We start from the raw sequence: 25,977 nt of genomic DNA on the forward strand, positions 1-25,977 counted from the left end.
TTTACTCGTTTAAACCTTGGCTAAACTCAGCTAGCTCTGCCATTTTTTTCGCAGCACTGCCTTGCTTCATTGTATCAAGTGCCAGAGCGACACCGGCTTTAATTGAATCGACTTTATCAGCTACATACAAGGCAGCGCCTGCATTCAACGCTATCATTGACATGGCTTTTTCATGTTGCCCGGAAAAAGCGGCATTAATTAACGAAAGGCTTTCTTCTGTACTACCCACCTGAAGACCGTCCAAACTTTGCGCCGATAACCCGGCCATTTCAGGCGTTAAAGTATACTCAGTAACTTCATTATCTTTTAATTCAGCTACATAGGTATTTCCGGCTAACGAAATTTCATCAAGACCTTCAGCCGCATGTACCACCATTGCATGAACAGCTCCCAGGTTTTTGAGCGCCTCAGCCAATGGTTTACATAAAGATCTATCAAAAACACCCAGCAGATAATGTCGAACACCGGCGGGATTGGTAAGCGGCCCCAACACATTAAAGAGAGTGCGCATGGCCATTTCTTTACGTGGGCCTATCGCGTATTTCATGGCACTGTGGTGCTGCGGCGCAAACATAAAACCAACGCCTACCTGATTAATACACTGCGCTATTTGCGAGGCTTGCAGTGACAGGTTAACACCACTGGCTTCTAATAAATCAGCCGACCCAGAGCTCGATGAGACTGAACGGTTCCCATGTTTAGCTACAGTGCCTCCCGCTGCCGCCACTACAAATGAGCAAGCCGACGAGACGTTGAACAAGTTTGCGCCGTCACCGCCAGTGCCCACTATATCGACCGCATCTTTAGCCGTAATCTCCACCGGCAAAGCAAGCTCTCGCATCACGCTGGCAGCGGCTGTAATTTCATCAACCGTCTCACCCTTCATACGAAGGCCCATTAATAGTGCGCCTATCTGCGCATCCGTCGCTTGCCCAGACATAATCTGACGCATAACAGAAGCCATTTGTTCTGTTGTTAAATGTTCACGCTCAGCTACGTGAGCTAAAGCCTGTTTTATATCCATTGTCGCTCCGTCTAACATCAGCGCGTTAAAAAATTTTTGAAAACAGCATGGCCTTCTTGCGTTAAGACGGCCTCGGGGTGAAACTGCACGCCTTCTACATCAAGCGTGCGATGACGCAACCCCATGATTTCATCCAGCTCGCCATTATCCTTTTGAGTCCAAGCCGTTATTTCTAGGCAGTCAGGCAAACAGGTTTTATCAACCACCAGCGAATGATAACGCGTAACATCCACTGGGTTTGGCAACCCCGCAAACACTCCCGAATTTCGATGAAAGATGGGCGAGTTTTTCCCATGCATAACTTGGCGTGCGCGAATTATCTTACCACCAAATACTTGTCCAATGCTCTGATGACCTAAACAGACACCTAAAATCGGAATTTTGCCGGCAAAATATTCGATAGCTGCAAGAGAAATACCTGCGTCGTCAGGGGTACAAGGGCCAGGGGAAATAACTAGATGAGAAGGGGATAACGACTCTATAATAGACAACGTTAGTTCATTATTACGCTTGACCACTACCTCAGCGCCTAGCTCAGTTAAATAATGCGCGACGTTGTAAGTAAACGAATCAAAATTATCAATCAGCAACAACATTCAAAGGGCAACTCAGGCAGTCAAAAAGTTTAATCCCTAGTCTAACATTATGCGGTATTTCAAATCTGCCATCCGATGTTCCTTTTTCTGCTACGGCTACTCAATGAGACAAATGAGAAGCACGCCCTGAGAGTAAAAAGACAACCCACAGAGCGTGAAAACATTAAAAGAGACTACTCTTCAATGCCAGACGCAACTTCCAAAGCCCAGTCATGAATCACTGATAAAGCGGCCTCGGACTCATGTTGAAATGAAGGCATTGCTCTTTCCTCAACTCGCATGCCAACCTGCTTACGCAAATCATCTGTATCTACGTTTTTATAGACAGTGTTTTTTAACGGCTTAAACTTTTCAGTGCAGGCCTTCAAATCCGATGCGTAATAGAGTGCCTCAATACCCACGACATACATTGTCGCCACGCATATAGAGCATGGTTCACACGAGGTATACAGCTCACAACCGGATAGATCTACTGTATCAAGCGTCGCACAAGCATCTCGAATAGCTTCAACCTCACCATGCGCGGTGGGATCCAGCTTACTTAGCACTCTATTAAAGCCTTGCCCCACCACTTTCCCATCTTTCACCACCACCGAGCCAAATGGCTGCCCATGTGACTGGCAAACACCGTCTTTGGATAAGCTAATAGCTTGCAACATAAATTGCTGGTTATACATATTATTCATTTAGCCTCAAATTAAGCTGCTAATAAAAATGCGCTCTGCGCATCCCAAGATAGCGTTAAGTCAGCACCATATTTTAAGTTAAGCGCCTCTACTTCATGCTGTTGCTTCTGCACTTTGAACTCTTGTCCATTTTCAAGCTCAACCAACAGAGTTATCACAGAACCAACGAACTCTTCACCACTGATACGACCACGAACCTTTTGCTTACCTTGGTTATCCAATCGAATACAGTCAGCAGCGATCACCATATGGGCTGAATCACCATTTTTTAATCCCATAGCAGGCTTAGCCTTAAAAAGACCTAAATCTGTTACAACATCGACGGTATCACCGTTACTTTCTACTAATGTGCCGGGTAGTAAATTATTCATGCCAATAAATTCAGCAACAAAGGCGTTTTCTGGTGCTCGATATACCTCTTTGGGAGTCCCCACTTGCTGAATCTCCCCTTTATTCATAATGACAACACGATCGGCCATTGCGAATGCTTCTGATTGCGAATGTGTCACATAAATAAAGGTAATCCCCAGCTCTTTATGTAAACGCGTTAGCTCCGTTTGCATTTTTATACGCAAATGAGCATCAAGTGCGCTTAAGGGCTCATCCAACAGTAAGACACGAGGCTCTGTAACCAGCGCCCTTGCTAAGGCAACACGCTGTCTTTGCCCACCTGAAAGCTGAGCTATACTTCGCTCTGCAAATTCAGACAAACCTAAACGCTCAATCCATTCTGACGCCTTTTTAGCACGTATATCACTTGCTACGCCTTTCATTCGCAATGGAAATTCAACATTTTTTTGTACATTTAAGAAGGGAAATAAAGCAAAGTTTTGCCACACCATCGGCATACCACGATCCTCTATTGGCACGTCTAACTGCGAAGTACCTTCCAACAACATCGATCCTGAAGTCGGGCTATCAAGCCCAGCTATCATGCGAAGCGTTGTAGACTTACCACAACCACTAGGGCCCATAAGGGATATGAATTCTCCTGCCTTAATATCAATGCTTAAGTTACTAACCGCTTTAAATCCAGGGTATTCCATACATATATCATTCAAACTTAGTAATGAAGTGCTCATTAGTGACTCCTAAAATCATTGCAATATTAATGCGCTACACGCTTTCTGCGCATTAACCAAAGAGCACTCACGACTAAGCTAAATGTGAGCGCAAAAACCAATGTGCCAATCGCATTTATACGAGGACTAACCTGCCCTTGAAGCAAATTTAATATTCGTACTGGCAGAGTTTCATTCATGCCACCTACAAACCACGCAATCATGAATTCATCAAATGAAACAGCAAATGATAAAAAGAAAGCAGCCAGAAGCGCATTTCTGCAATAAGGTAAAATAATAAAACACAACCCCTGTAACCGGCTCGCCCCTAAATTCCATGCAGCAGGTTCAATCGAAGCCTCCAGTTCACTTAAACGTAATCGTATAATTGCCATTGCGAATGAGGATGCGATCGCAATATGCGCAAAAGCTACCGCCTTTAATTCACCAAATAAGCCGATACGGGCTAAGAACGCTAGTAATGCAATCCCCATCACAGTCGCCGGAATTGCTGGCGGAATAGCGACCATCAAATTAAAGGCTGTTTTCCCTGTAAATTTGTACCGGTAATCAATATAAGCAGCCAAAAAGCCTATAATCGTCGCTCCTATCGCCGTAGATAAACCGACAATGACACTATTAATGGCGCTATCAATTACCATGGGCTCATTTAAAATTGCTTCATACCAACGCAAGCTAAAACCAGCCCAAGGAAAACCCGGAAACCGATCTTCGTTGAATGAAAAAACAACTATCATCACAATCGGTGTTGCTATGAATCCAAAAACCAACAGCAAATAAGAACTCTCTAATAAAGACCTTATTCCACGACTCATGATCCACCTCCTTTTCTAGACACCACATTGGACAGCAAAAGCATAACGCCAATGCACAGCATCATAATAATCCCTATGACTGAGGCTCTAGGCCATTGAGCGCCTGACTTAACAGTATCAACAATCAGAATACTTAACGTTGGCGGATTACTACCCGACAATAAGAGCGGAGCGATATAATCAGAGAAGGCCAGCATAAAAGTCGTTGTTAAAGCAAGTAACAGGCCATTACGAATAGATGGTAGTAATACATGCCAGAAAACTTGATAAGAGCGACACCCTAAATTTGATGCTGCTTCTAAATGGCTGCGGTCGATACCCAATAAAGCAAAGGTCAAAACCAACACAACCACAGGGAGGCAAAGTGTTAAGTAACCTACTTGTAATGCAAAAGTCCCGCCCAGCATATTTAAGCCATCAATACCTAGCATGCCCAGCACCCAGTTAAACAAGCCCTGCGGACTTAACACTACTTGCCATGCATACGCTCGCAAAACATAGCTGGTAAAAACTGGAACCACCAACAAAGCGATTAAGATTGGTTGGTATTTTTCAGAAACCCGAAACGCCAAAATGCAAGCAGCAGGCAGCGCAATAAGCGTCACTACTAGAGCACTCAGCAAAGACATTTCAAAGGTATAGATCAGAGCCTTTTGGAAAGAGCTAGAACCAATAATTTTCATCCAGTTATCCAACACAAACGCTGGGACTGGTTTATAAAATTCAACCTTCCAAAAAGTCAGTGTAAATAAAAAAATCATGGGTAAAACAAAAAAAATCAACTGCCATATTAGAGGCGGTATAGCGAGCGCTAAAGGAAACCAATGACGACGCCTAGTTTTGAAAGATACCGCCCGAGGAGCACTCTGGGCGATCACGATATTGGATATATTTTCCATACGACCGCCCTCTTTTATGCACTTTTAAAGTCAGTCCAAAGATCATTCCATGCTTCAATAGACTGATTAGAAGGTAGTTGGCGGTACGCTATTTTTTTAGATCGGTATTCATCTATAACATTGGGAGCGTTCAGCTGCATACGCAATAATTGGGCTTCATCTGGCATCGTTTTATTGAGCAACTCCCAACCCGCTTTACTTGGAATACTCTTTTTATTGTCCGGTTTAGTCGCCATTAACACTTGCCCCCTTGGCGAGGTAGTCCATTGAATGAACTTTCTTGCTAGATCTTGCTTGGGAGATGTTTTTAAAATTGACATTGACTCAGTCCATTGAAGCCCTCCCTCTTTCGGAATAACGGTATCAACAGGCACACCACTTTCTCGTAATCCCAATGTAATCCACTCACCAATTCCAGGGATAAGAGACGCCTGACGGTTAGAAAATGAAGAGAAGATATCGGCAATAGTATAAAAGCCTGATGCTTGTCCACGCAGCGACATTAGCTTTTTATTAAGCGCTTCAAATTGAGCACTGCTTAAGTCAAAAGGTGCAGTATTGCCCGCTGATAAGCTGACACACCCCATCGAAGGCAGATAAAAATCAAAAAAACCAACTTGACCCTTCGCTTTTTTGTCCCATAACACATCATAAGATTCAAGCTCTTCTGGACGATACAGCTCAGTATTGTAAGACAGACCTAGATAACCAAAGTCGGTCATTACGGAGTACAAATCACCATCAAACCAATGTAAAGGAAACTTCTGAAATTCAGGCCAAAAGTCCTGAAGCGGGTAATCATCAGGATTTAGCTTTTGCAAAAAGTCACCCTGCTTTAGTAGGTGCATATATTCCGCGTCAGCCATAACCACATCAAATGAACCTGGAGGCGCTTGATGCAAAAGAGCCAGCATCTGATCACCACCTACATATTCTTTGATACGTACCTTTACATTATGCGCTTTTTCAAACTCCCCTATGACATAAGGGTCTGCATTACCAGGCCACGCCAAATAGTTTAGTACAGTGGGAGAACCAGAATCAGCCATAGAAACGCTAGGTAATGATGCAGCTACACCACCTACACCAACGGCGGCACCTAATTTAAGAAAGTCCCTACGTGACCAACGTGACATATTGATAGCTTTATCGTTTTTAACATTCATACCCTAACCTCATTGTATACAATATTTGATTACAAAAAATAAAGCATATGCTGTGCCAACAACCGACAACAAAAGAGCAAGCAAGTAAAAAAGGCTGTATAAACAATAGGATATTTTAAGAAAACAAAAAAACCGTTAAAAAACGGCTTTTAAATTGCGCTAGAATGGATAAAAAAAACGCTGAAATAGAGAAAATCTACTAAAATCGACCAAAAATTGTGCACAAAGCGACATAACAGTGCAGAAAAATACTCATCAAGAAGCGACTATTTATGGTCAGCCCATACGCGTACTTGGTCAACCGTGCCTAGCTCGGACTCCTTTAAAGACTTTAAGTCGAAGTAGTCACGCGTTCTTGCATAGCCTTGCCCTCCCATTCGCCCAACCGCATCTAAGCCAACTTGATCGATATGATAATTGTCTGTATTGACCAAGTTCTCTCCTATATGAGCCATGACTACTTTACCAAGAATAAGATCTCCACGTTCACCCGTTGATTGTTCACTAAATAGCACGCACTCGAGAGCAATCATCGCATTGACTACCCGAGGAGGTCCGATAAGTGTTCCTGCTTGTACGGAAAGCTCAGCCATACAGGTCTCATCAACTGTCTCTTCAAACGGAATTGCACAAATATTCATCAGCTCAACCCAGTCATCCGACACTATATTCACTGTAAATTCTCCGCTTTCGATAATATTCCGATAAGTATCCTTAGGTTCTCCATTAGGTTTTCTTTGGATACCAAAACCAACAAGAGGCGGATCCGCAGCAAGAGCGTTAAAAAAACTAAAAGGTGCCGCATTCACCTGCCCCTTTTTCGATACACTGGTAATTAATGCAATAGGGCGTGGCACCACACTACCCGCTAGAATTTTATATTGCTCATGAGCAGTTATATGTTCAAAGTTAATGCTGCAATGCTTAGTACTCATAAAATAACCTTTTTGTATACAATAAAAGAATACAATTAAAAGCAATTAATATACCAACAAGCGAACATGTCATCATGTCTATTTAAGAAAAGTCTAATTTCATGTATACAATAATTGCATATTAGTATTGATTGATATATACACTACTTATTACTAAAGCCTACTAACTCTTGGCATCTAACCACTCATCTGCGATTGATACAGCATTTATGAACACACCTGCCAAAGCAACTGAAATTCCAAAAGACAACAAGCCTTTAGATAGCCAACAGATTTATGATTTTATTTTTAAAGCCATAGCTGATCGGCAGCTCCCCCCTGGAAAAAAACTTTCTGAAGAGCGTTTAAGCAAGATTTTTAACGTAAGCAGGACACGCTTGCGAGAAGTTTTTTTTCGTTTAGCGCAGGATAAAATCATCACTCTTGAGCCAAACCGAGGCGCATTTGTTGTTAAGCCTACCGTCAAAGAAACTCGTGAGGTTTTTGCTGCACGACGTGCAATAGAGGTAGCTATTATCGAAGAGCTGACCAACAAGGGGAATAGCACAGTATTCAAAGCTTTAGCCAATCACTTAATGAAAGAAGAAACAGCTAGAAAAGCAGGCGATAGGCAAAAACTGAACCAACTCACCGGGGAGTTTCATCTACTGCTTGCAGAGTTAACTAACAACAGTCTTTTTTATGATATTACACGACGGTTGATCGCGCTAAGTAGTGTAATTATCTCTTTATACGATTCACCCACGGCTAACGAGTGTGAAGACTTTGAGCACGAAGCCATTGTTAATGCAATAAAGACCAATAATGCCCAACTCGCTAAAGAGCTACTACTTAACCACCTCAACCACGTTGAGCATTCGTTAGAGATTGATGACAACAGTACCAGTAGCTTTGATGTAGAAGCTGTATTTGAGAACATGATCAAAGCACAGCTGTGAAAACACAGAGGCCTACTTTGATTGTGCTGCTCTGATACAAAAGACGATATATTCATATTAAACAGATGCGGACACTTACTTTACCCGTTACGGACGGTTCGCTAATAGTTAAATATTTCATGCTCTGACCCGATTTCATAAGATCGCGCTTTAAAGCCTGCCTAATTTTGTCTACTCTACAAGCCCCCAAAAAAAAGCCCCTAGAACAGGGGCTTTTTGAATAAGTCTACCAAGACTACTCACTCGGCAAAAATATGCACACACTCTGGGTCGAAGCTTAAACTCGCTTCCTCACCTATATCAAAAACTTCATCTTGACTGACACAAGCGATAACACTTTGCCCGTTGAGCAGCTTAATTTCCAAAACGGTTTCAGTACCTAGGCGCTCGGTCAGTACAATATGCCCGCTGAACGAATTAGCATGACGCTCGTGGTGCGGCTCAATATATTGAGGGCGAATACCAAGCTCTACGTTTTGTCCTTTTGTGTACGATTTTCCTCTGGACGGAATCCAAACCGGGCTTAATTCATCCGACTCTACAAGAACAGCATCGTCTTTAACATCTGCCACCTGCACTGGAATAAAGTTCATTGAAGGTGAACCCAAAAAGCTAGCTACAAAGCGATTCGCTGGGTTGTGAAATAGCTCCATCGGTGCTCCGACTTGCTGGACTAATCCATCTTTGAGCACAACGATTTTATCGGCCAATGTCATTGCCTCAACCTGATCATGCGTCACATAGATCATAGTGGCACCCAACTGCTTATGGAGTTTTGCTATTTCCATTCGCATATCCATTCGCAGTGACGCATCTAAATTTGATAAAGGCTCATCAAAAAGGAACACTTTGGGATGGCGAACAATAGCTCGCCCAATGGCAACACGCTGGCGCTGCCCACCCGACAGCTGACTAGGCCGACGATGAAGCAAATGCTTCATTTTTAAAATTTCAGCTGCTTCATTAACCCGCTGCTCTGTTTCTTTCGCATCGACTCCAGAAATCTTTAAACCAAAGCCTACGTTTTCTCCCACTGTCATATGCGGAAAAATCGCATATGACTGGAAAACCATAGCTATGCCACGGTCCTTAGGCTCTAAATTGTTAACCACATTGCCGTCGATCGACAATTCACCGCCGGATATGGTTTCCAGACCCGCTATCATGCGTAAGAGTGTCGATTTTCCACATCCAGATGGCCCAACAAACACAACGAATTCACCGTCATTAATTTCAATATCAACGCCTTTAATGACGTTAGCCGACCCATAACTTTTTTGTATTGAGGATAAATTTACATGTGCCATTTCTACTAAACCTTTATAAATAACGTCTAAGAGGAGCGAGGTGATCTATGTCTACAATTGCCGCTACCCCTTCACTCCTGTGGATGCTATAGATGCGATAAAGGACCTCTGTAGCACTAAATAAAAAACCAATACTGGCAAGGTTATTAACGTCAAGTACGCCATCACCTCTCCCCAAGCGGTGTTCAGCTGGAAGAAATACTGCAACCCCACCAAAACAGGACGATATTGTTCCTCTTGTGTCACCATGATTGGCCATAGATATTGGTTATACATGGCCAAGAACTTCAAAATAGCGGCGGTAGCAATCACAGGGCCTGATAACGGGATAATGATTGAGCGGTAAATTTGCCACCAACTTGCCCCTTCTACACGCGCCGCTTCAATAAGTTCTTTGGGCAGATCTTTAAAATATTGAACGAACAAAAAGATAGTCAGACCGTCCGCGATAAATGGAATAATCTGAACGTGATAACTGTTTAGCCACCCCCACTCAACACCATCCATCGATAACCAAGGAAGTTTAGACACCAGCAAGAGCATAGGAATAGCAATCGTTTCAAAAGGAATAATCAACGTCGCGATGATGATGGACAACTGAACCTCTCGCCCTCTCCAGCTCAAAAACGTAAACGAAAAAGCCGCTAATGAGCAAAAGAACAGGCTTAATAAAACAGTTATCCCCGTAACAAGCACTGAATTAAACATGAACAAGCCAATGGGCGCCCGTTCAGAAGCATTTTTATAGTTATCAAAACTGATATCACCAACAGGTAAAAAAGCCCGTAACGATGATGTATCTTGCAAGAGCTGCACGTCAGGTTTTAATGACGACACAATCATAAAGATTAATGGAAAAATGAAGATGATAGCGATTAGGATAAGCACCGCATATCGTAGCGCTAACCTTAGGCGATAGTTATCCCCAGCAAGTGTAGCCATTAGTTTTTCTCCCGAGTCAGAAAGCGTTGCAGAAGTGAGATGGACAAAACGATAACGAACAACACGACAGACAAGGTTGAACCTCCTGAGATATCTTGTTTACCGTAACCACGCTCTACTGCTTGGAACACAATCGTTTGTGTACTATCTAATGGACCGCCGTTTGTCATTACATCAATTTGTGCAAATAGAGCAAACGCTTGCATCGTGATAACAATGCCAACCAATATGGCCGTATTACGAAGCCCTGGCCACGTCACATAACGGAAGGTTTGCCAGGACGAAGCTCCTTCTATTTTTGCGGCTTCGTATAAAGTTGGGGAGATTGTTTGCAGGCCAGACAGCCAAATCACCATATGAAAGCCCACGGCTTGCCAAATAGACATCACCATAATTGAGCCCAGTGCCGTATCGGGATTCCCCAGCCAATCTACCGGTTCGAAATGATTAAAGGTCAAACTCGCTAATACCGAGTTCAAGAGGCCATTTTGACCGTCGTATATAAACCGCCATAGAAGGGAAACGACAACAATAGAAACTACCACGGGCATGAAATAAATAGTTCGGAAAATATTAATTCCGCGCAGGCGTTGATTGATCAATAGCGCTAGACACAAAGCTATGAGACTCTGGATTGGTGCAACTACAGCCACAAAGGTTAATGTATTAACCAACGCTTTCATAAAGACCGGGTCACTGGCCAGAACAACTACTTTTTTATGATCCCACTGCCAAGAAAACCACTCTTTCATCCCTTGGATATCCGGATGATCAGGATTGTTACGCGTGAACTTTCTGGTACGGGGATATTTGTACTCACCTTTTGAATCAAGCACCCAGCGGCCTTCATCGTCCTTTATAGGCTCAATGACTAATCCGCCTAATCCTAAAAGGTTTGAATAATTTTCTACACCTATGAATTCAGTAGGGTTAGGAGAAATTAAACGCTGATTTGTTAGCGAGAAAACGATCGCAAAAATAAAAGGGATGACAACAAACATCACCATCAAACCAAAACCTGGGAGGGCAAACAGCCACCCATGTAGGTTTTGACGAGTTAAGCGGGAGCCTTGATTAGCCATGTGCTTTTCCATTCATAGCGGCTTTATGTAGCCAAATATCAGACGAGAGAAGCCTGCTTTCGCAGGCTTTATTACTTAGTGGCCGTAGCCTGCGTTTTTTTGAACATCATCACTGATTTCATCAGCGGCACTATCAAGCGTATCAGCAACATCCGCACCGTCAGCGATGTCGGCCAATGCTTTTTCAAATACTTTAGCTGCCACAACATAGCCAGGGGTTACAGGACGCACGACGGCTTGCTTTTCAGATAGTTCATAAAACACCGCCATAGCGCCGCCGTCTGCATAATGCTCACTGGCCGCTGCGGCTTCTTTCGTAGGCGGAATTAGACCCATGCCGTTAGAAAACGCTGTTAAGTATTTATCTTGCAGTGCGAATTCAATAAATTGCGAAGCCGCCTCGGGGTATTTACTGGAGGAAGAAACACCAAACTGCCAGCTAGCTGCACCGATTTTAGGACCGTTACCAAAATCAGGGGCTGGTAAGAAAAGAGTATCATCGTGTGCTTTAAGCGCATTTAAAGCCGCCCAGTTGCCATTCCACGAAATTGCATATTTGCCATCGGCCAAGCCCGTATCACGGTCTGCCGCATCTTGAGACGTTCCCGGCGCCAGGCCCTCTGCAAATAAGTTCTGCCACCACTCGCCAAATGCAATTGCCTCATCTCCATTGAGTACGCCTTCCGACGAAGCATAGGTCGTGCGATCAATAATATCACCGCCAAAACTTTGCAATAACGGGCTGAATGCATACGGGTACCATTCCCCTTTCCATGCCATCCCTAGATCTAACGGAAAGTCGTATTCACCAGTTGCTTTAAGTTTAGCCAGAATCTGATCAAACTCTTCTTTAGTCCATGGCTGCTCTAACGTGGGTATCCGGATGTCATGCTTTTCTAATGTAGAACGGCGAGTAACCATCGCAACAGCTGCATCCCACAAACCAATCGAATATAGCTTGCCATCCCAATATCCTTTTGTGCCCGGCAAGAAGCCCTCTATTCGCTTTTCATCAATAGAAAGCGGCTGCATGTACCCCGCCCAAGCCCAATTAGGCATCACTGGGCCATCGACATCTAGAATATCTGGCAGGTTACCAGCCAAAGCTGACGCTATTACCGAATCATTATAAGATTCCTGTGGAAAGCTCTGCATCACAACACGCCAATCAGTCTGACTTTCGTTGAAATCAGCAACAATTTGGTTAATGACTTTGGCCTCCGCTGGATTACCCGCGCCGTGGTACCACAAAGACAAATCGGTAGCAGCTAAAGCAGCACCGCTTAAAAATGGGCTAGCAATTAATGTATAAGAGATTGCTTGTAATGTTTTTTTCATTTTTATTCTCATTTTTTACATTCCTATAGTCCATGATCATGCGATCATCTAAATGACATCGATGTCATTTAAGTTACAAAAATCAATTTCCGCTTATCCGAGCTATTTTGTTAACGGATTAATTTGGTTGACCTTCGCCAAACATAACGACTACCTACACGTTTTTTCAGCTCAGAGCCTAAAGATTCACCTTTAATTAGCTTGAGGATTTGCTCAGCCGCCAACTGACCCATTTCAAAATATGGAAGGTTCATGGTGGACAATTCGGGCGATACGCTCTCAGCAATTTCGCGATAGTTATCGTAACCGATCACTGATACATCTTGAGGAACCTCTATACCTCGACTGCGCAACACTCCATACAAAACCAACGCCATCTTATCGTTACCGCAACAAATTGCCGTTGGCGGTGAAGGAAGCGCAAACAGCTTATCCAAGACCTGTTCTAAGTAGCTTTCGGTAATATGGCTTTGTACTTGTTCTCCTGGGCTAACCAAGTTTTCATCAAACTCAATATTCGCTGCAGCCAAGGCTTTCTTATAACCTTCTTTTCGTAACTGCGTTGCGACCATATGATCACTTAATGTGATGTACGCTATTCGAGTATGCCCTTCACTGATCAGTTTACTGACCACGCTGCATTGTCCTTCGCAGTCATCTGGTACCACACAAGGCGTGTTATATTGATCAAAGCAATTGACGAGTACCAAGTTCATCTGTTCTTTGGGTATGTCTAGCTCAACATTTTGATGGTGGTCTGCTACGTAGAGCACTCCTTCGACACGATGCTCTAAAAACGTCTGAATTAAGCCTGGAATACGACTACGATCTCCCCCAGTGTCTGCGATGAGCAAGGTTTTTCCGCTGCCCTGGATGACTTTCTGAATCCCCTGAATAATGAAAATATCTGGCAGACCCGCAGCGGTAGATGAGTGCATAGTATTTAGAGAGATCGCGCCCGTAATCAAGCCTATCAACCCTGATTGCTTTGAACGCATTGAACTTGCCGCGCTATTACGTACATAACCCAGAGCAGAAGCGGACGCTTCAACTTTTATACGAGTTGATTCCGCTACTGATTCACTATGGTTTAGCACCCGTGAGACAGTTTTGGGAGAGACTCCTGCATGTTTTGCTACGTCGTATATGGTTGCCATATTTTTTTCTATTTATACTTTGACATCGATGTCATTTTAGATAGGATGACATCGATGTCAAGGCTTTTTCAATGCAGCAACCCATTTTGAGCCACTAGACATCCGTTTTTTTCTAATAATAAAGGCCTCAAAGGAACCTTGATAATGACACTACCGGCTCCGTACCGACCAAGCATCCACTTTACTCCTGAAACCAGTTGGATTAACGACCCAAATGGCTGCATCTATCATCAAGGCCTCTACCATCTTTTTTTCCAATATTACCCGGATGATATCAAATGGGGGCCTATGCATTGGGGTCATGCGACTAGCCCAGACTTAATCAAGTGGTCTCAACACGATATAGCTTTGTACCCAGATAGCTTACTGGGCGCTATTTTTTCAGGCTCAGCTGTGAACGATAAGCATAATGTGAGTGGCTTATTCGATGACGACAAAGGCCTTATAGCTTTTTACACCTCACATTTAGAGCGAGAGGCTCCTTTAGGGCCATTGCAGCAACAATGCATCGCTTTTAGTAAGGATAATGGCTTCACTTGGGAGAAGTATGAAAAAAATCCTGTTATTACAAACCCAGGCATCCCTGATTTCCGTGACCCGAAGGTCATTTACCACGAGGAATCAGGCCACTGGATTCTCATCGCAGTAGCAGGACAGCAAGTTAATTTTTATAAATCTCTTGACCTGCTCACATGGGAAGATGCCGGAGTTTTTGGAAAGGATCAACACAATGACAGCCTTGTTTGGGAATGTCCTGATTTAATGCAGCTACAAGATCAGTACGGAACCTCCTACTGGGTACTGTTTATCAGCTGCGTATCTAGCCAAGAGAAGCCATTTCCCCCTATGCAATACTTTATTGGTGAGTTCGATGGACACACCTTTATAGAAACGCACCAAGATGACCGAGTCAATGTAGTGGACGATGGCTATGATTTTTATGCGGCGCAAAGCTTCTTTGAAGCAAAATCTGAATCGGACAAGCCTATATGGCTAGCATGGGCAAACCATTGGCCATATGCCAACCTCATTCCAAATAACGGCTGGCGCGGTACTATGTCACTGCCTCGAGAGTTAAGCTTACTTAAAAAAGCTAACGAAATTGCACTAGCACAACAACCTATCAGTGCCGTTTGCGACCACTTTACTCACACAAGCACAGCCTCAGAGAATACTCTAACATTATCTACGGCTGTGGGTACGGTTCATAAGCTATCTGTGCACTTGCCAAATGCAAACCAATCTTCAGCCAACTTTGAAGTAAAAGCAGGAGCAAGCCAATCGGCCATCTTTAATTGGGACAGCTCGTCTAAAACCTTCAGCCTAGATCGCAGCGCTTTAAAGCCAGAGCACTTCCATGACCTTTATGACCAACTGGTAGTAGCCGATCTAAGCAAAGAAATGGCTGAAACTGACACATTAAGTGCAGACATTTATATCGACCAGTCGATTATCGAAGTGTTCTTCTTCGACGGGGAAAGGGTAATGACTTCCCTTGTTTTCCCTAATACAACGTTCAGCTCATTTGTCTCACATACAGAGCAATTGAACACAACGTACTCAATGGTAACTATTTAATAGCGCTTGAAGGCTATTATTGACTTATACCGAGAGAAAGCCATATGGCACGCAAGTGCATATGGCTTTATTTATTAATTAACGACCACTCCTTGCATAAACATAACCACAGCTTGCTGCAAAGATCGTTCAGGCTCCCTCGACTCAATTGGAAACCCAAACTCCGCTTTGTGGTACCAAGGCGACTTGACCATTTCAATAAACTGAGCCGAAGCAATATCCACATCCACGACATTTACCTTACCCAACAACTTTTGACGAGTTAAATAAGCGGCAAGCAGCCGCTGAACACGTCGAGGTCCTTGTTCATAAAATACTTTACGTATAGCTTCGCTATCGGCACTACTCACCGATAAAGCAATACGACGAATAGAGCGAGCTTCAGTCTGGCCTAGCACCTCAAGCAACACCTGCCCAAACTGCAGCAAGGATTCCTCAACATTATCGGTCCAAATATCCGATTCATCTGTGATAGGAAATAAGTCACTGGTCGACTGCATTATCATTGCTTCAAACAAGCCCAGCTTGTTGCCATATAACCGATACAAAGTGCTAATCGACCCACCAGCACGCTGCATGATCTCGTGAATACTCGCGCGCTCGAATCCCTGTTCCAAAAATACATCTCTAGCCGCTTCTAGTATTTTACGTTGACGCTCTTGCCCTTTAGGCGTTAGACCTATTGCAACGGTACTATCATCTCTCATTCGAATATTATTCATCATTGATTATTGTTGTTAACCCATCGAAAAATGCACTCGACAATAATTGTACACCCTCTTTAACAACAATCTGTTGATTGTTTACGATAGATATCAGCCAAAATGTAATGTACATTACACTATAATGTTAAAACCTTTAACTCCAATACCAAATAACGCCTAGCCTTACTGTTTATATTCAGTTTCACGCTTTTATTATTTACACCCAAACCGAGGTTTTATGCACACCACTCCTTCTCATATTCCCGGGCTTATTTTTATTTTGGCTAGCTTAACAGGCATGGCCCCGCTGGCGATTGATGCTTATTTACCAGCCATTCCAACTATTGCCGACTCAATCGGCTCGAACATCCATGCCGTTGAGTTATCAATTAGTATATTTCTCGGTGGCTTTGGTTTAGGCCAACTAATTGGTGGGCCTTTTTCTGATCATTTTGGACGACGAAAGGCCACGTTTACCGGCCTAAGTATTTTTTTCATAGGCTCTCTGGGTATTTGCTTTATTCAATCAGTAGAAATGCTTTGGCTTGCTCGATTTGTTCAAGCTATTGGCGGAGGTATTGCGGTCGTTAACTCCAACGCAATTATCAGAGACATGAGCAGCGGGAGGGAAAGCGCTCGCAACCTATCAAATATGGCGCTCATTTTAATGCTAGCCCCTTTGCTTGCTCCCGTTATCGGAACCTTAATTCTAAAATTCAGTGGCTGGCGAGCTATTTTTGTTTTTCTGTTGGCTTATGCTCTGCTTTTAATCACTTTATTCTATTTTAAAATGCCTGAGACACGCGTTAGACACAGCCAAAAAATTAGCATTATCAAACGCTATTGGATGGTTATTAGCCACCGTCAAGCACTCGCCTATGTCTTCAGCTTAGCGTCGGCACAAGGCGCTTTATTTGCCTTTATCACCGGCTCCCCGTCAGTGTATATGGAGTTTTTTAAGCTACCTGAGACAATTTACCCCATATATTTTGGCGTTAACATACTGGCTCTTATTGCCGCTAATCGTATCAATAATAGGCTTTTGCGTAAGACCTCACCGCATTCCTTACTAACATTCGGACAACTCGCCCAGTGCGTAGCGACTGCTATATTGTTCTTATATGTCATCCTATTTAATGACTTATCGTCATATATTTTCGCAGCGCTTATGATGCTTATATTAAGCTGCCACGGCTTTATAATGAGCAACGGCATGTCTAGTATGATTGAGTTTTTCCCTACCAATAGCGCAACTGCCACGGCCTTATCAGGAGCCTGTGGATTTACCACCGGTGCTGTTACCGGTTCATTAGTAGGTATTTTTGGCGATGGAACCCCATTGCCTATGGCGGTCGTACTTTTAGGTTGCGCTCTGACGGGCATTACGCTTCGCACACTATTACAACGCGGTACTAAAGAGCCATTAACCGCCTCTTAACTGAATTTTGGCTATGCTTACAGCAGAAGTTTATATCTAGATGCGGAGCCATAATGCTAAACACATTACTAATAGAAGATGATTTAGATTTAGCAGAAACGGTTGTTCAGTATTTAGCCCTTGAACAAATACAATGCGACCACGCCAGCAATGGCATTGCCGGCTTACACTTACTGAACAACCATCATTTTGATGTCGTGCTTTTAGATCTTAATCTGCCGCGCATGGATGGGCTTAGTGTGTGTAGCGCCCTACGCAAAGACGGCAATGACACTCCCATATTAATGCTAACCGCACGAGACCAGCTGAGCGATAAACTAGCGGGGTTTGACGCAGGTACAGACGATTACTTGGTAAAACCGTTCGAAATGGAAGAGCTGGTTGTCCGAATAGAAGCGCTTTCACGCCGTCGAAGCGGACAAGTCCAGAAATTAAGTTGCGCAGACCTAATCCTTAATTTAAATGAAAAAACAGCTACTCGTTCCGGACAAGCGCTTAGACTATCGCCGATAGGCTGGAAAATTCTAGAACTCCTCATGAGAGCATCACCCAATACGGTCAGCCGTGATATGCTGGAAAGCAGCATTTGGGGTGATGAAACGCCTGATAGCAACAGCTTAAAAGTTCACCTTTTCAACCTTAGAAAAGCAGTTGATACGCCCTTTAACCAGCCATTAATACATACCATTCAAGGGCAAGGGTTCGCCATAAAAGTACCGGCCAATGAAAAAAAAGCTTAGCCTAAAACTACTCCTCACTCTTTCGGTTATGTTATTGGTTGCTACCTTGGCACTAGCCTATTCGATTCTCAGTGCTCATTTCTTTATACGTGGCCTTGATACATTAACCAGTGCCTATATGGAGAAGGAGCTTATTAAACTGCATGAAAATCAATTAGTGATTCCTGAACATGGGCACATCACGTCAAACGATTTTTTAATTGCACGAAACTGGGAAGATTTCCCAGTAAATATTACACAACATTCTCCACCACAAACGTGGAATACGCTAGAGAAGTTTGATGACGGGAACTGGTTTGTAACGCCAGAAAATATTGTTTTTGCTATGCATTACAATCAACAACAAGACCCCATTTGGATAGTCCATACCCTGGCAAAATCAGAAACATCATCCTTAGTGAAACATAATGCGGGCCAAGCGAAGCAGATATTATTCATCTTTGGCATCACTGCTTTAGCCCTAATTGGCTTAATTATTTGGCTACTCAACCGCCAAGTAACCCGCCCAATCAATTCTTTATGGATGTGGGCTCAATCCATGAAAGAAACAAAAAATCTAAATACAGCCATTCCCGAATTTAAATACCCCGAACTTAATAAGATGGCTTATTTAATTAGAGAGAGCATACAAACCGTTCATAACGCCGTAGAGCGAGAGCATCAGTTCTTACGACATACCAGCCATGAACTTAGAACACCAATAAGTGTTATTCGCAGCAATATCGAGCTATTTAGAAAATTAGAATCGAAGTCTTCCGACAATACTCGTCCCTATTTGCCAATGGTCGACCGTATCGATCGCGCAAGCCTAACCATGAAACATTTAACGGAAACCTTACTCTGGTTGAACAAGGACGACTTGAGTGAACTTCCTGCTAACTCCTTTCGCTTGGGCGACGCCGTCAATTCGTTGGCGCAGGATATGGAATACTTACTTAAAAACAAACCCGTCAGCATTTCACTCAATACAGACGGCACCACCGCTCATCTACCAGAAATTGCTACTCGCATTGTGATTGGCAATTTAATTCGTAACGCTTTTCAGCATACATGGGATGGGGATATTCACATTAAACAATCAGGACACACACTGATTATTTCAAATAATTTAACAACCGAAGATCAAGGTGATGACTTAGGTTTTGGCTTAGGGTTACAACTCACACAACGCTTAACACACAAGTTTGGTTGGCCCTACGATGCCCAAAAACAAAAGGGACAATATACGGTGGAAGTCACCTTCTCTTCACCTTAAAATTGCGCGCAGCCTGGTCGCTCAATGACATACTCAGGTTCGGCTGACAATGGTACGCTTCTTCTAAAAGCCACTAACATAAGCCCAGGGGCATCGGGTGTTAGCTCAAACCCTTCATTCAATAATTGCGTAGTTAGCTGTAAACGCTTTTGGGGGGTTTCAGCACCCAGCACCACTGAAATTAAACGGACATCCCCTTGTTTTGCTGATGCAACAAGATTATACCCCGAACCGCAGGTATACCCTGTTTTAAATCCTTCAGCGCCTTGGTATTGGTATAGAAAAGCATTATGCGAGAGCAACTCTTCTCCGTTATGAGTTAACGCGCGATTAGCAAATACATGATAATACTGAGGATAATTTTTAATAATTGCTTGCGCTAATATTGCCATATCTCGTGCGGTCGTTTGTTGTTTAGCGTCTGGCAGGCCACTTGCATTACGAAATACCGTATCCTGCATTCCGACAGCTTTAGCGGTCTGATTCATAAGACCTGCAAACTTTTTTTCTGAGCCTGCTATATGCTCGGCCAATACAACAGCGGCATCATTAGCCGAAATAGTAGACAGCGCATAGATTGCTTTTTCAACTGATATGACCTCTCCCTTTTCAAGCCCTAACTTTTTATTAGGTTGCTGGGAGGCTTTAAGCGATGTAGTCATTTCTGACGCAAGGGAAAGTTTTTTTTTACTTAATTGCTCAAAAGTCACATACAGCGTCATTAATTTAGTGAGCGAAGCAGGATACCACGGCACATCCGCCTTCGACTCCTGCATCACAGCCCCGCTATCGGCATCGATTATTATATAGGGTGTAATAGCATGCGCATTCGTGGTGAGCCACAAAGACGCCATCCCAGCTAAAAAAGAAAAAACTTCAATCCATCGAGACATCATTAGATCCTTTTAACGTCTTACACTCATTCTACTCGGGCTTTTGTAGGCTAAATACAACAAAATAATCTAAGCCAGTAGCGCATCAATCAGCCCCTTGAGCCGATACACCTGCTCCACAAAACCTTCAGGACTAATCAAAAATAAAACCATAGTAACAATGAGCAGAACGGCGACAACGGATAACAAAATTAAACCAACACTATAATCTTTGTCTTTATACTCTTCAGAATAATGCAGACTATCTGTCAATAGGTGCTCTGGAGCCTCGCGGCTACGGAAAGCATCAGAGTGTTTCGCCGTTCTTATCTCTGGACTAGCCTTCCCCGCTTCCTGGTTCTGCGAAGGAGCATCTTTAAGCTCATTATTTAGCGAGCTGATAGGCAACGGCTTAGATAATGTAGGCACCTCGCTTTCCGGTAACAACGGGTTACTTGCTACTTCAAACGACTCGTCCGGTGCTGGCCCGCTAACTGCTGTCTGAGCAGCGTTTTTTTCTGGAAAAGATTCTTCGATGAGTTCGAAATCTTCGCTACCCGACATCTCTACAGGCGGTTGATATGCATCAACTTCTGCCAAGTCACCTTCTGTTTCCGAAACATCATTAGGCTCGGGCTCGTATGCATCAACAGCATTAAACTCATCGCCGATAACCAGCCCATCAGATAAGAGCTGCTCACTCAACAACTCCCCGATGACTACCTCAGAATCCGCCAAACGAATAGTTTCTAGTTCTTCTATGCTGCCGTATAAAAACAAACGGCTGCAAATCAGATTAATTCGTCGCGGAATACCTTGGCTAAATTTATGGATAACAGGGTAAACAGCCTCGCTAATAACTGGACGGTTTGACCAACCAGCTACTCTAAGACGATGTTGCACAAATGCTTTGGTTTCGTCGAGTTCCAAAGGCTTTAAAAAGCATGTAGCAACCAAGCGTTGATGCACTTGCTCCATTTCAGGACGATGTATCAGCTTTTTTAAGGCCTCTTGGCCTAACAAGAAAATTTGAATAAGTGGCGTGTTGTCCACCTGCAGATTGGTCAGTAAACGCAGCTCTTCCAATGAGTTGATGGTTAACCCTTGCGCCTCATCAATAATGAGCAGTGCTCGGCCTCCCGAACGGTGGTTTTGAGTGAGCATGTTAGTTAACTGCTGAAGGACCTCTGATTTACTCTGACCTAAATCCGTTAAACCAAAATGGTAAGCCACCATTCTGAGCAAATCACTAGAATCCATTTGTGTGGTTACTAGCATTGCGATTTTGACCGGATCTTCAGAATCCAGCGTGTGCGTGAGTTCATTTACAAGAGTCGTTTTACCGGTCCCTGGTTGTCCGGTAATCATGACAAAGCCTTCTGCCCGTTCAAAGGCGTATTGCATATAAGCCTTTGCACGGGAATAGCTTTTATGTCCGTAACAAAAACGATAATCTGAACTTAATCTAAACGGCTCTTCGTTGAGCCCATAAAAAGCTTCGTACATCCGTCATTCCATCAACGACTAATTCGCCTAAACTATCGGGAAAAGGTCCATTATGTGCCTTGCCCGTATTAGCAAAACACCTGATCTCTTATCAAATCAACTTTACCACATTCAACCACTGACTCGACATGAAGATTGTCGAATACCCAAGAAACTTGTATCAACACAAGGGATACAGTAATCTCGAAATACTAGACATATTGTACGTTATCAGTTCAATCTTACGCTGACTAGTATAAATATGTTTTAGTTTAGCAACACTTATACCATGGATAGGTTAGGGTTTCATCGCAGTTATGACAGCGCCAGCATTAACTTCAATTGAAGAATTTTATCAGTTCTCATCCCCACCCTTCAGGTTAACTCCTGATCCTCACTATATCTATCAGACTCAAAGCTTTATTCATGCCAAACGTACGCTGCAGCAGTTTATCACCACCGATGATGGCATCTTATTAATTGATGCTCAGCCTGGCTTAGGTAAAACAATCTTACTGCAGCACTTTTCTGACCTTCCACTAACTAAGATAAAAGCCTTTTTTATTCAGTGCTTTAATTTATCTTCTGATGAGTTATTTGAGACGATAGTTTTCGCCTTACATTTAAAACCCGAAAAAACAAAATCAAAAAATTTAATGCTAATTAGCCTATATTGTAAAAGGCTTAGAAAACAAGGGTTTCATCCTATTCTTATCCTAGATGAAGTTAACTCTCTTCCTAGCGAAACACTAAAAGAGCTTGGCTCATTAATGAGTATAAGTTTATCAAAGTCACCTTTGTTTCAGCTTATTTTGTCAGGCACTCCCCAAATCAACGACAGCCTATCTGAGGAATCTTTACAAATTGTTAAAGATAAAATCCTACACCGAATATCGCTCGGTCCTCTTAAGCGTCAAGAGATACAGGCTTATATTGACCATCGCTTAGCCTTATCCGGAGGAAACCCACCCACACTTCCATCTCAAAAAGCCGGTGACTACCTATTCCGATTTAGCGGTGGCGTTCCAAGAATTATCAATCTCATCATTTATCGACTATTGTTATTAGGCACTCAAGAAAAAAAACATGAACTGGCTTTTATTGATTTTCACAAAGTTATTCATGAACTAAAAAACGAAGGGCTGCTTCCCCACATCAAAAGCTAGGAACAAGCCCTCCCTATCACAAAGAGGGGCTTGTATGACCACCCATTTGACTAACTTCGAAGAACATATCGACAGCTTAACCCGCTTTATTGACCACAACCAAAGCATCGATAATTCCTTACATGAACTCGCGTTATTAGTTGCTTCAACGCTTCACGTATCTAACTGTTCTTTGATGTTCTTAAAAGACAATGCAGACCCATCGACAGGCAAACTGCCTCTTAGACTTCACGCCCACTCTGGTGATATACCAGAAAGTGCATTTACCAGCCCCAAATCAGCAACGGGGATAGCTGAACATGTCATTAGAACAGGTAAAGCCCTGCTGGTAGCCGATATTCTGAAAAGCAGCTTTGCCGAAGGCGCAACACATAAAGGCGGTTTTATTACACTGCCTATTCGTTTTGATGACAAAGTTATGGGGGTCATCAATATTAGCAAACCAATTGACCAACGAACCTTTTCCGATAACGACCTACAGACCGCAACGATCCTTAGTTTGTATCTAGCAAAATCTATTCAGCTCCTTCATTTAGAAGCCATTTTTCATTCGCGCTTTGCTATGGCCGCCTTAGAGAGAGAGCAGGCGAACAGCACTTCTCCTGTGAAAGACTTTACAGGCAACCCTGAAAAGGTCGTGAAAATATTAGCAAAAGGCTTTTATCATGAATTAAAACAAATGGGGATTGGCTCTGATCACATCATTACTGCTGCAACGGAGATGATTGGACTACTCAACGGAGAAATTGGCAACGATCCATCCGAGCACAAGTCAGCTTGATGGTTTTTTCTCTTCAATAAACGGAGCAACAAATGCTTTAAATGACAAATGTCTGATTAATAAATGCGCCGGCATGCGCAAGGCATGACCACGTATGAATAATAGTTTTTTAGCACAATAAGCTCGCAGGCTTGATTGGTACATTGTATGGGGCGGCAATAATACTGGAATAAACAACCAATCCATTATTGTGGTACCTAACTTCGGTGTCCAAGCCTCACTAACCCTAAGCGTTGCTGAATCAGGTATCGGGGTTTCAAACAGTAGTCGGCTGTAACGCATTGCATAATACAAAGGAGGCAACAAATCCAAGCTAGCCGCACGCCCAATGATCTGATCTAGAAGGTCATCATCAGGCTTTAGCTCCCGCATCAAACCATCAAAATCTAATAAATCGCGAAAAGCATGATCAAACTCAGAATCCATAAACAGATGAGTAGCTGTATGTAACACTTGATCTATAGACGAAAGTGTACTGACATGCTCGGAAAAAGCTTGCGCTTCTTTCAATAGCTTATCAGCATCAGGTTTCAAACTGGCCGTTAGCGGCAAAATAGTATGGTGTAAATCTAAAACCGTGCCCCGCTTGGCATGCACCAATGGCGGGAGTTCATGCATCCACTCTCGGTAATAACGCTGATCATAGTCAGAATGATGGCTACTCCCCCACCCAAGCCACTGCAACTGTGATTCTACATAGCTCAAATTAGCTTTAGGGACGAGTATATCGATATCAGAGAAAGTGCGTCCTTTAGCAAACGCTCGCTCACCTAACACATAGGCAGCCCCTTTTAGTAAAATCAAGGGTTGGTCGCAAGCATGAAGAATAGGCCATAGACGTTCAACTTCTTGGACGGCATCTCGCCTGTATTTTTCAGCGATAACGGCTGCCGATGACAAATGCCATTGAACAACGCTAGGGATCTTCGATAGCTCATCCCTAGCGTCTAAGCGATGAAACAAAATACCAAGTACATTAGCACTGCGCGCTAACTGAATTACCGTATTCCACTCAGCAAGTGACAGTTGATGCCCAGCAGCTCGGCCATTAAGCAGCTGACACAAGTTAACGCAATCATGAGGGATCAAAGAGGCACCTCTCAATCTCAACAATAACTGCATCGAGCGAGCTATATTGGACATCGTAAACATCTGAGTTTTTAAGCAAGCGATGTAAAGTGTGGAATCCTTGCTCACCTAATACATGATAGTTAAACGCGTTGTTAACCAAATCAATAAAAGCTGCCCCTTTATCCACAGGTTCGATCAAGACATGAGACCCCGCATCGTACCGTGGAAATATAACCATAGCCGGTTGTGCGCACGTGCGTGACTCACTCATGCTTTCAACCGGAGGTCTAAAATGGGTTACACACCCTTTAAGCGTATCCGTACAGAGTTTGCCCCGCACCGCATCAGGCCAAAAGGACTCAATGACCTCTATAGATTCATTTTTCAAGCTGATAGGTTTAGTAAAAGGCCTCACCAGGCCTGTACTAACATCAAGCAAGGTTAGCTCATCTGACAAAAGTCGCCATCCGCGAGCAACGAGTGCAGTGCACAACGTACTCTTTCCCGACCCAGAAGGCGCAGGTAAGATCAGTGCCTTCCCTCCTTTCTCGACAACCGCAGAATGCAACACTAAATGCGTTTGCACATGTGCAGAAATACACCAATTTATACCCCATTCTAGTAAAGCAGGGGACTGACCAATAGGTAAGGGAGTAAACGGCACACTGGCGTTAAATACAAACTCGGCAAGCGGCTTAAACCAACGCCTCAAACCTGATACAGGACGTACCTCAATGGGAAAATCGATAAATGTGCGGCGTAATTGACATGGAGCTTCAGAATAAAGATCGATAATATGATCACTGACATCATCAATGGAAGATGTTATCTGAAACCAATAACCACCGATTTCTATTCCGACACCTGTCGTTTTAAGATAACGAGTTAGATCATCACGACTACAATCTGAGACAAGCATA

The 25,977-nt window shown here is 43.3% G+C and carries 25 protein-coding genes; 7 read left to right on the forward strand and 18 right to left on the reverse strand.

Annotation, left to right across the window (positions count from 1 at the left end):
- Position 1 precedes the first annotated feature (1 nt).
- The 8 genes from trpD to OW491_RS15190 all read right to left on the reverse strand — a co-directional run bounded on the left by trpD (position 2) and on the right by OW491_RS15190 (position 7,203).
- Positions 2 to 1,024 (reverse strand): anthranilate phosphoribosyltransferase, encoded by a 1,023-nt coding sequence (gene trpD, locus OW491_RS15155; protein WP_178968192.1) that lies wholly within the window; start codon positions 1,022 to 1,024, stop codon positions 2 to 4.
- Between the two features lie 17 nt (positions 1,025 to 1,041).
- The gene (locus OW491_RS15160) at positions 1,042 to 1,620 is read right to left on the reverse strand and encodes an aminodeoxychorismate/anthranilate synthase component II (RefSeq protein WP_290036743.1); all 579 of its coding nucleotides are present in this window, start codon (positions 1,618 to 1,620) and stop codon (positions 1,042 to 1,044) included.
- A gap of 173 nt (positions 1,621 to 1,793) precedes the next feature.
- Positions 1,794 to 2,306, reverse strand: a complete 513-nt coding sequence (locus OW491_RS15165) for a deaminase (RefSeq protein WP_290036744.1) — start codon at positions 2,304 to 2,306, stop codon at positions 1,794 to 1,796.
- An 11-nt stretch (positions 2,307 to 2,317) separates the two neighbouring features.
- Positions 2,318 to 3,388, reverse strand: coding sequence for an ABC transporter ATP-binding protein (locus tag OW491_RS15170; RefSeq protein WP_290036745.1), 1,071 nt, complete (start codon positions 3,386 to 3,388; stop codon positions 2,318 to 2,320).
- 26 nt (positions 3,389 to 3,414) lie between these two features.
- Positions 3,415 to 4,203 carry an ABC transporter permease gene (locus OW491_RS15175; RefSeq protein WP_277252858.1) on the reverse strand — a complete coding sequence of 263 codons (789 nt, stop codon included), beginning with the start codon at positions 4,201 to 4,203 and terminating at the stop codon, positions 3,415 to 3,417.
- On the reverse strand, positions 4,200 to 5,102 hold the full coding sequence (locus OW491_RS15180; protein ID WP_290036747.1) for an ABC transporter permease: 903 nt from the start codon (positions 5,100 to 5,102) through the stop codon (positions 4,200 to 4,202). The genes OW491_RS15175 and OW491_RS15180 overlap by 4 nt, the downstream gene beginning before the upstream one ends.
- Before the next feature lie 14 nt (positions 5,103 to 5,116).
- Complete coding sequence (locus tag OW491_RS15185) at positions 5,117 to 6,268, reverse strand: extracellular solute-binding protein (RefSeq protein ID WP_075178687.1); 1,152 nt, start codon at positions 6,266 to 6,268, stop codon at positions 5,117 to 5,119.
- 266 nt (positions 6,269 to 6,534) lie between these two features.
- Positions 6,535 to 7,203, reverse strand: coding sequence for a flavin reductase family protein (locus tag OW491_RS15190; protein ID WP_290036749.1), 669 nt, complete (start codon positions 7,201 to 7,203; stop codon positions 6,535 to 6,537).
- Between the two features lie 209 nt (positions 7,204 to 7,412).
- Here OW491_RS15190 and OW491_RS15195 point away from each other — a divergent pair, with 209 nt between their 5' ends.
- Positions 7,413 to 8,141 carry a GntR family transcriptional regulator gene (locus OW491_RS15195; RefSeq protein ID WP_075178685.1) on the forward strand — a complete coding sequence of 243 codons (729 nt, stop codon included), beginning with the start codon at positions 7,413 to 7,415 and terminating at the stop codon, positions 8,139 to 8,141.
- A 239-nt stretch (positions 8,142 to 8,380) separates the two neighbouring features.
- Here OW491_RS15195 and ugpC read toward each other — a convergent pair whose 3' ends face one another.
- The 5 genes from ugpC to OW491_RS15220 all read right to left on the reverse strand — a co-directional run bounded on the left by ugpC (position 8,381) and on the right by OW491_RS15220 (position 13,967).
- Positions 8,381 to 9,448, reverse strand: coding sequence for a sn-glycerol-3-phosphate ABC transporter ATP-binding protein UgpC (ugpC, locus tag OW491_RS15200; protein ID WP_290036750.1), 1,068 nt, complete (start codon positions 9,446 to 9,448; stop codon positions 8,381 to 8,383).
- A 63-nt stretch (positions 9,449 to 9,511) separates the two neighbouring features.
- Positions 9,512 to 10,390, reverse strand: a complete 879-nt coding sequence (locus OW491_RS15205; protein WP_290036751.1) for a carbohydrate ABC transporter permease — start codon at positions 10,388 to 10,390, stop codon at positions 9,512 to 9,514.
- A complete protein-coding gene (locus tag OW491_RS15210; protein ID WP_075171401.1) occupies positions 10,390 to 11,472 on the reverse strand; it encodes a sugar ABC transporter permease in 1,083 nt (360 codons plus the stop codon). Before OW491_RS15210 ends, OW491_RS15205 begins: the two co-directional genes overlap by 1 nt.
- Positions 11,473 to 11,547: 75 nt before the next feature.
- Positions 11,548 to 12,810, reverse strand: a complete 1,263-nt coding sequence (locus tag OW491_RS15215) for an extracellular solute-binding protein (protein ID WP_075171400.1) — start codon at positions 12,808 to 12,810, stop codon at positions 11,548 to 11,550.
- A 110-nt stretch (positions 12,811 to 12,920) separates the two neighbouring features.
- Positions 12,921 to 13,967 carry a LacI family DNA-binding transcriptional regulator gene (locus OW491_RS15220; protein WP_290036752.1) on the reverse strand — a complete coding sequence of 349 codons (1,047 nt, stop codon included), beginning with the start codon at positions 13,965 to 13,967 and terminating at the stop codon, positions 12,921 to 12,923.
- 144 nt (positions 13,968 to 14,111) lie between these two features.
- Here OW491_RS15220 and OW491_RS15225 point away from each other — a divergent pair, with 144 nt between their 5' ends.
- The gene (locus OW491_RS15225) at positions 14,112 to 15,545 is read left to right on the forward strand and encodes a glycoside hydrolase family 32 protein (protein ID WP_290036753.1); all 1,434 of its coding nucleotides are present in this window, start codon (positions 14,112 to 14,114) and stop codon (positions 15,543 to 15,545) included.
- A gap of 74 nt (positions 15,546 to 15,619) precedes the next feature.
- Here the strand turns inward: OW491_RS15225 and OW491_RS15230 are convergent, their stop codons facing one another.
- Positions 15,620 to 16,252 (reverse strand): TetR/AcrR family transcriptional regulator, encoded by a 633-nt coding sequence (locus OW491_RS15230; RefSeq protein WP_290036754.1) that lies wholly within the window; start codon positions 16,250 to 16,252, stop codon positions 15,620 to 15,622.
- Between the two features lie 235 nt (positions 16,253 to 16,487).
- Between OW491_RS15230 and OW491_RS15235 the strand changes: the two genes are divergently transcribed.
- Genes OW491_RS15235 through OW491_RS15245 form a run of 3 tightly spaced genes read left to right on the forward strand, consistent with a single transcriptional unit; the run spans position 16,488 to position 19,682 of the window.
- Entirely contained in the window at positions 16,488 to 17,687 is a 1,200-nt protein-coding gene (locus OW491_RS15235) for a multidrug effflux MFS transporter (protein ID WP_075171396.1), read from the forward strand.
- A gap of 53 nt (positions 17,688 to 17,740) precedes the next feature.
- Entirely contained in the window at positions 17,741 to 18,427 is a 687-nt protein-coding gene (locus OW491_RS15240; protein WP_246813250.1) for a response regulator transcription factor, read from the forward strand.
- The gene (locus OW491_RS15245; RefSeq protein ID WP_290036755.1) at positions 18,411 to 19,682 is read left to right on the forward strand and encodes a HAMP domain-containing sensor histidine kinase; all 1,272 of its coding nucleotides are present in this window, start codon (positions 18,411 to 18,413) and stop codon (positions 19,680 to 19,682) included. Before OW491_RS15240 ends, OW491_RS15245 begins: the two co-directional genes overlap by 17 nt.
- Here OW491_RS15245 and OW491_RS15250 read toward each other — a convergent pair.
- Together OW491_RS15250 and OW491_RS15255 are read right to left on the reverse strand one after the other, a co-directional pair.
- On the reverse strand, positions 19,679 to 20,575 hold the full coding sequence (locus OW491_RS15250; protein ID WP_290036756.1) for a D-alanyl-D-alanine carboxypeptidase family protein: 897 nt from the start codon (positions 20,573 to 20,575) through the stop codon (positions 19,679 to 19,681). The genes OW491_RS15245 and OW491_RS15250 overlap by 4 nt on opposite strands.
- A 69-nt stretch (positions 20,576 to 20,644) precedes the next feature.
- Entirely contained in the window at positions 20,645 to 22,060 is a 1,416-nt protein-coding gene (locus OW491_RS15255; protein ID WP_215150245.1) for an AAA family ATPase, read from the reverse strand.
- Positions 22,061 to 22,356: 296 nt separating this feature from the next.
- Here OW491_RS15255 and OW491_RS15260 point away from each other — a divergent pair, with 296 nt between their 5' ends.
- Both OW491_RS15260 and OW491_RS15265 read left to right on the forward strand, forming a co-directional pair.
- On the forward strand, positions 22,357 to 23,205 hold the full coding sequence (locus OW491_RS15260; RefSeq protein WP_290036757.1) for an ATP-binding protein: 849 nt from the start codon (positions 22,357 to 22,359) through the stop codon (positions 23,203 to 23,205).
- 34 nt (positions 23,206 to 23,239) lie between these two features.
- Positions 23,240 to 23,986, forward strand: coding sequence for a GAF domain-containing protein (locus OW491_RS15265; RefSeq protein ID WP_075171390.1), 747 nt, complete (start codon positions 23,240 to 23,242; stop codon positions 23,984 to 23,986).
- On the opposite strand, the gene OW491_RS15270 is transcribed toward OW491_RS15265, so the two are convergent.
- Positions 23,978 to 25,075: a nucleotidyltransferase family protein gene (locus OW491_RS15270; protein WP_290036759.1), complete on the reverse strand. Its 1,098-nt coding sequence runs from the start codon at positions 25,073 to 25,075 to the stop codon at positions 23,978 to 23,980. The two genes, OW491_RS15265 and OW491_RS15270, sit on opposite strands and share 9 nt — an antisense overlap.
- A complete protein-coding gene (locus OW491_RS15275; RefSeq protein ID WP_075171388.1) occupies positions 25,062 to 25,976 on the reverse strand; it encodes an HprK-related kinase A in 915 nt (304 codons plus the stop codon). The genes OW491_RS15270 and OW491_RS15275 overlap by 14 nt, the downstream gene beginning before the upstream one ends.
- Position 25,977 lies beyond the last annotated feature (1 nt).

Source organism: Neptunomonas sp. CHC150 (genome assembly GCF_030397555.1).
GTDB classification, from domain to species: Bacteria; Pseudomonadota; Gammaproteobacteria; order Pseudomonadales; family Balneatricaceae; genus Neptunomonas; species Neptunomonas phycophila.

What these genes read in the sequence shown, in the direction of transcription:
- OW491_RS15195 (WP_075178685.1), top strand. Translation starts at nt 7,413, where the DNA reads ATGAACACACCTGCCAAAGCAACTGAAATTCCAAAAGACAACAAGCCT.
- OW491_RS15265 (WP_075171390.1), top strand. Translation starts at nt 23,240, where the DNA reads ATGACCACCCATTTGACTAACTTCGAAGAACATATCGACAGCTTAACC.
- ugpC (WP_290036750.1), bottom strand. Translation starts at nt 9,448, where the DNA reads ATGGCACATGTAAATTTATCCTCAATACAAAAAAGTTATGGGTCGGCT.
- OW491_RS15235 (WP_075171396.1), top strand. Translation starts at nt 16,488, where the DNA reads ATGCACACCACTCCTTCTCATATTCCCGGGCTTATTTTTATTTTGGCT.
- trpD (WP_178968192.1), bottom strand. Translation starts at nt 1,024, where the DNA reads ATGGATATAAAACAGGCTTTAGCTCACGTAGCTGAGCGTGAACATTTA.
- OW491_RS15205 (WP_290036751.1), bottom strand. Translation starts at nt 10,390, where the DNA reads ATGGCTACACTTGCTGGGGATAACTATCGCCTAAGGTTAGCGCTACGA.
- OW491_RS15170 (WP_290036745.1), bottom strand. Translation starts at nt 3,388, where the DNA reads ATGAGCACTTCATTACTAAGTTTGAATGATATATGTATGGAATACCCT.
- OW491_RS15165 (WP_290036744.1), bottom strand. Translation starts at nt 2,306, where the DNA reads ATGAATAATATGTATAACCAGCAATTTATGTTGCAAGCTATTAGCTTA.
- OW491_RS15250 (WP_290036756.1), bottom strand. Translation starts at nt 20,575, where the DNA reads ATGTCTCGATGGATTGAAGTTTTTTCTTTTTTAGCTGGGATGGCGTCT.
- OW491_RS15225 (WP_290036753.1), top strand. Translation starts at nt 14,112, where the DNA reads ATGACACTACCGGCTCCGTACCGACCAAGCATCCACTTTACTCCTGAA.
- OW491_RS15230 (WP_290036754.1), bottom strand. Translation starts at nt 16,252, where the DNA reads ATGAGAGATGATAGTACCGTTGCAATAGGTCTAACGCCTAAAGGGCAA.
- OW491_RS15190 (WP_290036749.1), bottom strand. Translation starts at nt 7,203, where the DNA reads ATGAGTACTAAGCATTGCAGCATTAACTTTGAACATATAACTGCTCAT.
- OW491_RS15160 (WP_290036743.1), bottom strand. Translation starts at nt 1,620, where the DNA reads ATGTTGTTGCTGATTGATAATTTTGATTCGTTTACTTACAACGTCGCG.
- OW491_RS15210 (WP_075171401.1), bottom strand. Translation starts at nt 11,472, where the DNA reads ATGGCTAATCAAGGCTCCCGCTTAACTCGTCAAAACCTACATGGGTGG.
- OW491_RS15220 (WP_290036752.1), bottom strand. Translation starts at nt 13,967, where the DNA reads ATGGCAACCATATACGACGTAGCAAAACATGCAGGAGTCTCTCCCAAA.
- OW491_RS15185 (WP_075178687.1), bottom strand. Translation starts at nt 6,268, where the DNA reads ATGAATGTTAAAAACGATAAAGCTATCAATATGTCACGTTGGTCACGT.
- OW491_RS15215 (WP_075171400.1), bottom strand. Translation starts at nt 12,810, where the DNA reads ATGAAAAAAACATTACAAGCAATCTCTTATACATTAATTGCTAGCCCA.
- OW491_RS15260 (WP_290036757.1), top strand. Translation starts at nt 22,357, where the DNA reads ATGACAGCGCCAGCATTAACTTCAATTGAAGAATTTTATCAGTTCTCA.
- OW491_RS15245 (WP_290036755.1), top strand. Translation starts at nt 18,411, where the DNA reads ATGAAAAAAAAGCTTAGCCTAAAACTACTCCTCACTCTTTCGGTTATG.
- OW491_RS15180 (WP_290036747.1), bottom strand. Translation starts at nt 5,102, where the DNA reads ATGGAAAATATATCCAATATCGTGATCGCCCAGAGTGCTCCTCGGGCG.
- OW491_RS15255 (WP_215150245.1), bottom strand. Translation starts at nt 22,060, where the DNA reads ATGTACGAAGCTTTTTATGGGCTCAACGAAGAGCCGTTTAGATTAAGT.
- OW491_RS15175 (WP_277252858.1), bottom strand. Translation starts at nt 4,203, where the DNA reads ATGAGTCGTGGAATAAGGTCTTTATTAGAGAGTTCTTATTTGCTGTTG.
- OW491_RS15275 (WP_075171388.1), bottom strand. Translation starts at nt 25,976, where the DNA reads ATGCTTGTCTCAGATTGTAGTCGTGATGATCTAACTCGTTATCTTAAA.
- OW491_RS15240 (WP_246813250.1), top strand. Translation starts at nt 17,741, where the DNA reads ATGCTAAACACATTACTAATAGAAGATGATTTAGATTTAGCAGAAACG.